Origin of the sequence: Mammaliicoccus sp. J-M40 (genome assembly GCF_022386395.1) — a bacterium.
GTDB classification, from domain to species: domain Bacteria; phylum Bacillota; class Bacilli; order Staphylococcales; family Staphylococcaceae; genus Mammaliicoccus; species Mammaliicoccus lentus.
On record NZ_JAJNIQ010000011.1, the window covers coordinates 85,759 to 94,895 of the forward strand.

Below are 9,137 nucleotides of genomic sequence, written 5' to 3' on the forward strand. Positions count from 1 at the left end.
CACCTTTTCTTTTGTTTATTTATCAGGAATCATCTGATTCTTTAGAATCATTCGATTTCTCTTCTTTTTTATCTTTATTATCTTTCTCTTTATCTTCTTTATCTTCTTTATCTTTTTCACTTGTATCTTCTTCTGGTACTTGCCCTATTGAATCATCTCCATTTGGATGATTATTAGACAACGTAAATTTAACTTCAGTGCCTGATTTAATTTTTTGATTTTCATCTACTGATTGTTCTTTAACATAACCAGAACCTTCTGTTTCAGCTTTAATACCAGTCGCTTCTTGAAGTTTTAATATATCACGTTTTGTCCATTTTTCAGTATTAGGCATTGTTAGTTCGCCATCTGTCACAAGTAATACTCTTTCTTTATCTTGTACGCTTTTATCTTTTAGTGGTAATTGTTTTATTATTTTTTCTCCATTACCGATAACGACAGGTTCTAATTTCTTACCTTTTACAATGTCTGTAGCCTTTTTAGTTTCCATATTAACAACATCTGGAACTTTTGAAGAGTCATTTTTCTCTTTTCCTTCACTTTCTTCTACATCTAAATATTTCAATGTATTCTCCATTATTGGATTAAAGCCACGAGAAACACCATATTCATAAGCTTCTAAATCTCGTTTCTTAGCTAGCGACATACCTGCATAAACTACTACTTCTGGATCTTTAGCTGGTGCATACCCCATAAAACTTACAAAGTAAGGATTAGCCCCATCTACGTATCCGCCACCTTTAGTGTCAGGAACTTGTGCAGTACCTGTCTTACCAGCAACACGATATCCATCAATTTTGTAATTGGTTGCATTACTGTCTTTACTATTTACCACTTTATCCAATTCAGTCATCGTTTTCTGAGCTGTATCTTTTGAAATTGGATTACCTACTACTTTTTTCTTACCTTCTTTAATCGTTTCTTTAGTTTGTTGATTTTTTATTGATTGAACATAATATGGTTGTAACATATTACCTTGATTTAAAATCGCAGTTTCTGCCTGTAACATTTGAATTGGCGTTACAGTTGTAGATTGTCCAAACGAAGATGTTTTTCTTTGAAGTTCATTATCAAATGCAATGTTACCAGGAGCTTCGCTATCGAATAAACTTCCTGTTTTCTTACCAAAACCGAATTTTTCATAATAAGTTTTCGCTTTATCTGCACCAACTAAATCTTGTAATTTCATCATTAAAGTGTTTGCTGAATATGTGAATCCAGTTGTCATAGGTATATTACCCCAGCCATCATCGTTCCAGTCATAAATTTTAAATCCGTCAATTTCTCTATGACCTGTTTTGAATTTTTTATTAGGTTCGAATTTGCCTTCTTCAATTGCAGCAGCTAGTCCGTACGTTTTAAATGTCGAACCAGGTTCATATGTATTTTGATATAAATCATTCGCCCATTTTTTACCAAAGTCTTCTTTTGTATCTGGATTAAATGTCGGTCGTTGACTATAGCCTAATATTTCACCTGATTTAGCATCCATAACAACTGCAAATAAATCTTCTGGTTCATAACGATCAACCATTTTATCTAATGCATTCTCAACAAATACTTGGATATTCGAATCTAATGTTAGATGTACATCGTCACCATTTTTAGCTTCAATATTATCTTCTGAGTTTGGTACTAACATGCCCCAAATATCTTGTTTATAAGAATTTTTACCTGTCTTACCTTTTAGATAACTATCAAAGACTTTTTCAGCACCATATACACCTGTTAACTTATTAGTTTCCTGATCTTTATCAGCTAATCCTATAAGATGGGATGCAAAATTGCCATTTGGATAAAATCGTTTCTTTTCGGTTTCAAAAGTAATACCTGGAAGTTTTAATTTCTCAATATCTGTTTTTTGCTTATAAGTTAAATCTTTTCCTTTTTGACCAAATTCAACTTGGAAAGCATTTTTAGTTTTCAACCTTTTTAATACATCTTTTTCATCCATTTTTAAGATTTTCGAAAGTTCTTTTGCTGTTTTCTCTTTATCTTTTACGTGCCTCGGTTTATCACTATCTTTACTCATTTTTTTATCTAGAATAGCGACCAATTTATAACTATCCGTGTCTTCTGCTAACACTTTTCCATTTCTGTCATAAATTTTACCTCTTTCAGGTTGAGCAACTGTTTGTCTTAAATATTTTTCACTTGCTCTATATGCTAAATCCTCTCCAGCAGCTTGTCCGCTGATCATGAGGTAGGAATATCTTAAGACCAATATAAAAAAGAGCAGTCCGAAAAAACTTACTAAGAGGACTGCTCCTATTTTATTTTTCTTTATTTTAATTTTTGGCATCACTACGCACTACCTTTACATTGTTGTTATTCAACTTAAGACCATAGTCTTCAGCTTTTTCGTAGATACGTTCATATGATGACTGCTTCATAGATTCTGTTTTCAAATCACCATTAGTAGTTTTTTGCTCTTCAATTTTATTATCTAATTCTGCAATTTGAGTTTTATTATTGTACGCATCCATTTTTAAAGATAGCATATAAATACTTATCAACGCAATCATAGTTATTAGTGTTATGTATACAAACTTTTCTATCCTTGATATGCCAACTACTTTACTTTTGGTAACTTTTTTTCTTTGCGGTTCGACTTGTGGCTCTTGCCACTCGTCAGGTCTATAATTTGGATATATTCTCTCTACTGCCATTCAATTGCCACTCCTCTAACTACTTTAAGATTTCTGCTACTCTTAGCTTCGCACTTCTTGCTCGGTTATTTTCTTCAAGTTCCTCGTCATCAGAAATAATAGGCTTTCTGTTAACTCTTTTGAGTTTAGGTTGGTATTCCTCAGGTACAACTGGTAATCCTCTTGGGACATCCGGCCCTTTTTCATACTCTTGAAATACTTGTTTACACAAACGATCTTCTAAAGAATGGAAAGTGATAACGGAAATCCTCCCACCAACTTTGACATGTTGTATAGCTGCTTCAATAGATTCTTCAAAGGCTCCTAGCTCATCATTCACTGCAATTCTCACAGCTTGGAACACTCTTTTAGCTGGGTGTCCGCCTTTTCTACGCTTAGCAGCTGGGATTCCTTCTTTTATCAAATCCACTAGTTCGAAAGTCGTTTCTATAGGAGCATTTTCTCGTCTTGCTTCAATCTTTCTAGCTATTTGTTTAGAGAACTTCTCTTCACCATATCTAAAAAATGTTTTAACAAGTTGCTCATACGGCCATTCGTTTATCACTTCATATGCAGATAGTGATTGAGTTTGGTCCATTCTCATATCAAGCTTTGCATCATAATGATAACTAAAACCTCTTTCAGGAGTATCAAGTTGCGGACTTGAAACGCCCAAGTCATAAAGCACACCATCTACTTTGCTTATATCTAATGATTCTAATATATGTTCTAAATTTCTAAAGTTGTCTTGTACAAAGGTTACTTTATGGATATGATCCTTCAAAATATTTTTAGCATGTTGAATAGCCGTCTCATCTTGATCGATTGCAATTAGATGACCATCATCATTCAATTGTTCGGCTAGGTATAAACTATGCCCAGCTCCACCTAATGTACAATCTACGTATGTACCATCGGGTTTTATGTCTAATTTGTCTACTGTTTCTCTTAATAGTACTGATACGTGATGAAACATTTACTCCACTCCTAAAAATCAATATCGATGAGATCTTCTGCAATGTCCTCAAAATTGTCTTCAGATTCATCATAAAAATCATTCCAAGTGTTTCTATCCCAAATTTCAATTCTGTTAGAAACACCAATTACTGTACATTCTTTACTTAAATTTGCATATGTTCTTAAATTCTGCGGGATGTTAATACGTCCTTGTTTGTCTAATTCAACTTCAACAGCACCTGAGAAAAACATTCTCATAAATTTACGTGCATCTTTTTTTGTAATAGGTAAGTTTTTTAATTTTTCTTCGATGCGTGCCCACTCTTCAAGTGTATAACCAAACAGACATTTATCTAGGCCTCTAGTGATAATAAAACGTTCATTCAAATCATATCTAAATTTCGAAGGTACAATCATACGTCCTTTAGTATCTAATTGATGTTGATATTCACCCATGAACATTTTATTTCACCTCACCTTATTTATAATTTACCACATTCCCCCACAATCCTCCACTATTTATACAAGTTTTCTCAAAATTTGTACAATACATAAAAAAAACACCGAATTTACAAGTCTGTAAATTCGGTGTAACCGTTGATATTTCTATACTTCTATTGTTATATGTTCGAAAGTGTAACAAAGTGGTGGATAGGTGGAGGGACTGAACACATCTGTCCCAAATTGATTCATAATTTGTACCGGATTCCACACTCTTTCTTGCAAACCTTGGTGAGGGTGTAACGTATTTTCTATTATTTCAAAATGTCTCATACTAATTTCGTTTTCTCTTTCAACATTCAGCAAATATCGATCTAATAAGTACTGATACTGATGTTGATGAATTTTGTTGTTTTTTTCTATTAATTGTCTATTTTGATATTCATCACCGATTTCATCAATTAATTTATGGTGGAATGATGTTTGTATATCTTTCATTTTTTCAATTTCTCTTAATACTTCATCAGATGCTTGAGCACGTATAAACTTATCTTTATCACTTTGTACGCCCTCTATTAAAATATCATTTATATCTAGTTCATATGATTCTATAGCTTTTTTCGCTTCTTGAGTTAAATAACTTATACGCATTCTAGGTGTTACAATTGGCATTTCAATATTTAATACGTTGAATACACCTTTTAACTCTCCCCAATAGATTATTTCGCTTGGACCACCAATAAAGCTTAAAGTATTAAATAAATATTCTTCCATAAGAGGTCTTGTTACCACATTATTAGAAAATCTCTCTGGGTAATTATCTATTAGTTGTAGCAATTCATCTTCACTAAATACAACCTCAGAATCCTTACTTAAATAAAAAGCATTTTCATCCGCCATTATTAATTGACGTTTGTCATTATACTCATAGAATAAATGTACATTCGTATCAGTCAAAATCATGCGATTTTTGATAACTTCTGCAAAATTATTTTGCGTTGTTCTGAAGGCTTCATCAACTTGTTTATAATTATTTATAATTTGTTTGAAGAATGGTTTTTCCATTTCTCTTAATCTTGGGTGATGAGCATCAATTACTAATAAACCGTATTCTTTAAAAATTTCATGTGTTAAATATTTAAACATATCACTCCATGAACGAGCATCCTTTACTATTTGAGTGATTAACGATTTTAAATCTTTTGAATGTTTTGTTTCTCCAATAGATTTAAACATATCATCTAAAGCTTTCAATATAAGCTCTTCGTCAAATACATATTCAGAAACACTTTTTTCTGGTGGTTCTACAGTATTATATTTGATTTTATTTAACTGTCTTGTGATACGGTCATACGCGTATGTATGATTCACTTCATCAAAATCATGATCTTCCCCAGCAATCCAAAATACTGGTATGATAGGTTGATTTAATTTTTGACTTTGCTCTTTAGCTAAAATAATGATAGAAATGATTTTATGAAATGTATAAAGTGGTCCTGTAAACAACCCCGCCTGTTGACCACCAATTACAACTTTATGACCTTTACTTAAATTTTGAATATTAGTTTCTTGAGCCTTTGATAAAGTTAAATCAGACATGTAATTTCTTATAACATGTGCTAATATTTCTTCTCTACCATTAGCAGATGTCTCGCTTCGTCTAACGAATTCATCTTGTAAGCCTGGCTTATAATCATAAAAATTCAGTATTTCTTCACTTTGATTAGTGTATCTATCTATGAAACTATTTTGTTTATCAATTAACGTCTTTATACAGTCCATACGTGTCTTTCTCCTTCAGAATTGATTACTATAATAAGTATAAAGATTATAGCTAAATAAAACAATCTAACGGCTTATAATTTAAAATTTGTTATAAATGAAGTATAATTAAGAAAAGAGCAAGGGGGGATTATCATGGCAAAAGTAGAACATTTACAAATTAATTACAAAACAGAAGAAGCATTTGAACAATTCCGAAACTTCGGTAACGAAGGTTTATATATGGTAGAAGAACTAAAAGGCAAAATTATAGATGCAAGTTCAGATTCACCATTTTTCGGTATTTATGTTGGGGATAAATTAGTTGCTCGAATGTGCTTATTCAAGCAAGATGAAGTTGAGAAGACTTATTTCCCTAACTTTAGTGATTATTTGATTTTATGGAAACTAGAAGTGTTAAAAGATTATCAAGACAGAGGTTACGGATTGCAATTATTAGACTATGCTAAAAGCTATGGCCTACCAATTAAATGTATTGCACGTAACCAATCTAAAGATTTCTTTGTAAATCATGGATTTAAAGATATCGAGCAACAAAATCAATCTGGAGAAGACGTTGTAATTTGGACTCCTTAAATAAAAAAACAGTCTGGAATATAATTCCTAACTTAAAATAAATAACATCTCATTTCACTGATTTATTCAGTTAGAAATGAGATGTTATTTTTATATAGTCATCAATTGAAATTTAGATATAACGTATTTAGTTAAAATTTCTTTCGTCTTAGAGGCGACACCCTCTTATTGTGTTAATACGTACGATATAACATAAGCTGTTATCAATAAAAATGCGATTATATGTGTCTTCTTAAACATGACCAACAAAGCCATGAATTCTCTAACATACGTGTTAGGATAAAAGTATGTCTTTGAAACACCACCTGAAACAGTAGCATCAATCTTTAATTGCTTTGATAAAAATCCAGCTCTCAATATATGAAAATAATTCGAAACAATAATCGCAAACGGATTTACTTCATATTTTTTCATAATATCATAAGAATATATAAGGTTCTCTTTAGTATTTGTAGATTTTTCTTCCATAATAATATCTTTATTTGATACCCCTTGACTCAACAAATATTTACGCATAGCTTCTGCTTCACTTACAATTTCGTCTGGTCCTTGGCCTCCACTTACTATAAACACCGCATCTAAATTTTTCTTTTTTATTTTAATTGCTTTATCTAATCTTGCTTGAAGTAATGGAGTTACTTTGTCTTCTATAATGCCTGCTCCTAAAACGATAATGAAATGACTTTTTCTTTTTCTTGATAACCCACTTATGATCCAAGCATAAAGATTTTGAAATATGAAGATAATGTTTAAGTAATAGAATATTAGTGATACGTATACAATCCATATACCTTCATAAAATTTTAAAATTGAATCTGGCTTAAAACTAATGATTAAGAAATTAATAAGAATAAAAACACCATAACCTAAAACGAGCATATTATTAACAAATTTACCTTCATTCGCAATTTTCTTTTTGGTATTGAGAAGTGACAATAGCATAACTACAATAACTAATACACCATAAAACATATTAAGAATTAATAAGTAATTCACATTCATATTTAATTCAAAACTTGGGATGATTAGGTTCACAAATATACTGATTAAAACCGACATAAAAATAATAGCTAGAAAATAAACATTTTTATATTGGCGAAATTCTATTTTAAAACTCAATAAAAATATTATTAAAAAAACAATACCCACTGTCATTATGCTCACCCCTTCCCATTACTCATAACAATAAAAGTATATCATCATAATGAAAAATATTCATAAAATAAAGAATAAAATCATTTTATTAATTATCAGAATATTCAAATAACGTATTGTATTAGGTCAATGTAGCTGATATACTATTCAACATTACATAAACTTTTTAGGAGGCAATAACAATGAATGATGAATCGATTAATAAATTTTCCGAATATATGATCAACATGTCGTATCACTCAGATATAGGTTGGTCAAAACCCGTAATAAGACCTTATGCCCCCATAACAATTTCACCTAGCGCGCAATGTTTACATTACGGTCAAACAGTTTTCGAAGATATGATAGCCTTTAATGATAAAAATAACTTCTCCATTTTCAAACCATATGATCACTTAAATAAATTCAATCATTCTTTAACAAGATTAGAAATGCCCACCATTCCAGTAGAACCTGTGATTAATACCCTAATCCAATTACTCAATGTTGATAGCTCTATAAACATTAATGAAGAAAACTCAATATACATACGTCCCTTTATGTATGCTACAGAAAGTAAATTAGGTGTAAGCAAATCTGAAGAATATAATTTCAATATTATAGTTTCAACTATTCCAAAACAATCAGATCAAACGTTACCAAACGCTATTTCATTATATGTGGAACAAGAACTTGTAAAATCAATAAGAGGAGACGCAGGTTACACACAATTTGGAGGCAGCTTTGCTTCACAATTTTTAGCACAAAAGCAGGCTCAAGAAAAAGGATATGATAACGTACTATGGTTAGAAGGTATAGAAAAGAAATATATAGAAGAAGTTAGTAACAAAAACATCTTTTTCGTAATCAATAATGAAATTGTAACTCCAAAATTAAATGGGAGTATTAAACCAGGAATTATGCGCCAAACTATGATTGAACTCGCCAATAACCTCGGATATCAAGTATCAGAAAAAGAAATAGCTATAGAAGATATCGTATTAGCAAATGACAAAGGTATTTTAACTGAAGTCTTCTGCACAGACACATTAAAAGCAATTACGCCCGTAAATAGAATTTCACACTTAAATAATGAGATAATACTTAATAGCAATCAAAGTTCACGCATTACTCAACAATTATATAAAGCATATAAGGACATACAAACAGGCAAAGCAGAAGATATATTTAATTGGACATTAGATGTAAAGCAATTAAACGAAGTTGAAGCTTAAAATATATAAATCTTATGCAAAATAAAAATCCCAATCCGTTACATTAACTACAAAGCGGATTGGGATTTTTATTCTGTTTTGAATGTGCATATGACTATAATTTATTTGGCCTTTGTCTCTTTATGTTCTTAGCTTGTAAAGCATCTGTCACTTTAGATTGAATAATCATAGAATTATTTGGATTTTAAATAGCGTCTATAATTGTTTTTTCCTATAAAGGTTAATGATGTTTTTGCATATAGTATATTAATTTATGAACTTTCATCTCATCACCAGTCAAGTCCATATTTATGTGTAATATCTTTAGAAGTAATCAACCTTTGGTTTTTTAGAATGTATTAACAAAATAAATCTGTTTGATTTT

8 protein-coding genes and 1 pseudogene are annotated in these 9,137 nt (G+C 30.9%); 2 read left to right on the top strand and 7 right to left on the bottom strand.

Going from position 1 to position 9,137, the window contains the following annotated elements:
• Positions 1-22: 22 nt before the first annotated feature.
• From LQ688_RS11500 to bshC, 5 genes are all read right to left on the bottom strand, one after another.
• Positions 23-2,302 carry a penicillin-binding protein gene (locus LQ688_RS11500; RefSeq protein ID WP_017000544.1) on the bottom strand — a complete coding sequence of 760 codons (2,280 nt, stop codon included), beginning with the start codon at positions 2,300-2,302 and terminating at the stop codon, positions 23-25.
• Positions 2,289-2,669: a cell division protein FtsL gene (gene ftsL, locus LQ688_RS11505; protein WP_064204076.1), complete on the bottom strand. Its 381-nt coding sequence runs from the start codon at positions 2,667-2,669 to the stop codon at positions 2,289-2,291. Before ftsL ends, LQ688_RS11500 begins: the two co-directional genes overlap by 14 nt.
• Positions 2,670-2,688: 19 nt before the next feature.
• Complete coding sequence (gene rsmH / locus LQ688_RS11510; protein WP_017000541.1) at positions 2,689-3,624, bottom strand: 16S rRNA (cytosine(1402)-N(4))-methyltransferase RsmH; 936 nt, start codon at positions 3,622-3,624, stop codon at positions 2,689-2,691.
• An 11-nt stretch (positions 3,625-3,635) separates the two neighbouring features.
• The gene (gene mraZ / locus LQ688_RS11515; RefSeq protein ID WP_017000540.1) at positions 3,636-4,067 is read right to left on the bottom strand and encodes a division/cell wall cluster transcriptional repressor MraZ; all 432 of its coding nucleotides are present in this window, start codon (positions 4,065-4,067) and stop codon (positions 3,636-3,638) included.
• Between the two features lie 144 nt (positions 4,068-4,211).
• Positions 4,212-5,828, bottom strand: a complete 1,617-nt coding sequence (gene bshC / locus LQ688_RS11520; protein ID WP_017000539.1) for a bacillithiol biosynthesis cysteine-adding enzyme BshC — start codon at positions 5,826-5,828, stop codon at positions 4,212-4,214.
• Between the two features lie 135 nt (positions 5,829-5,963).
• Here bshC and LQ688_RS11525 point away from each other — a divergent pair, with 135 nt between their 5' ends.
• The gene (locus LQ688_RS11525) at positions 5,964-6,404 is read left to right on the top strand and encodes an N-acetyltransferase (RefSeq protein WP_017000538.1); all 441 of its coding nucleotides are present in this window, start codon (positions 5,964-5,966) and stop codon (positions 6,402-6,404) included.
• A 165-nt stretch (positions 6,405-6,569) separates the two neighbouring features.
• Here LQ688_RS11525 and LQ688_RS11530 read toward each other — a convergent pair whose 3' ends face one another.
• Positions 6,570-7,559: a YdcF family protein gene (locus LQ688_RS11530; protein WP_182093858.1), complete on the bottom strand. Its 990-nt coding sequence runs from the start codon at positions 7,557-7,559 to the stop codon at positions 6,570-6,572.
• 182 nt (positions 7,560-7,741) lie between these two features.
• On the opposite strand from LQ688_RS11530, the gene LQ688_RS11535 reads away from it, so the two are divergent.
• Positions 7,742-8,773, top strand: a complete 1,032-nt coding sequence (locus tag LQ688_RS11535; protein WP_182093857.1) for an aminotransferase class IV — start codon at positions 7,742-7,744, stop codon at positions 8,771-8,773.
• Positions 8,774-8,873: 100 nt separating this feature from the next.
• Here the strand turns inward: LQ688_RS11535 and LQ688_RS14100 are convergent.
• Positions 8,874-8,957, bottom strand: a pseudogene (locus LQ688_RS14100) (hypothetical protein); the annotation flags it as partial.
• Between the last annotated feature and the right edge of the window lie 180 nt (positions 8,958-9,137).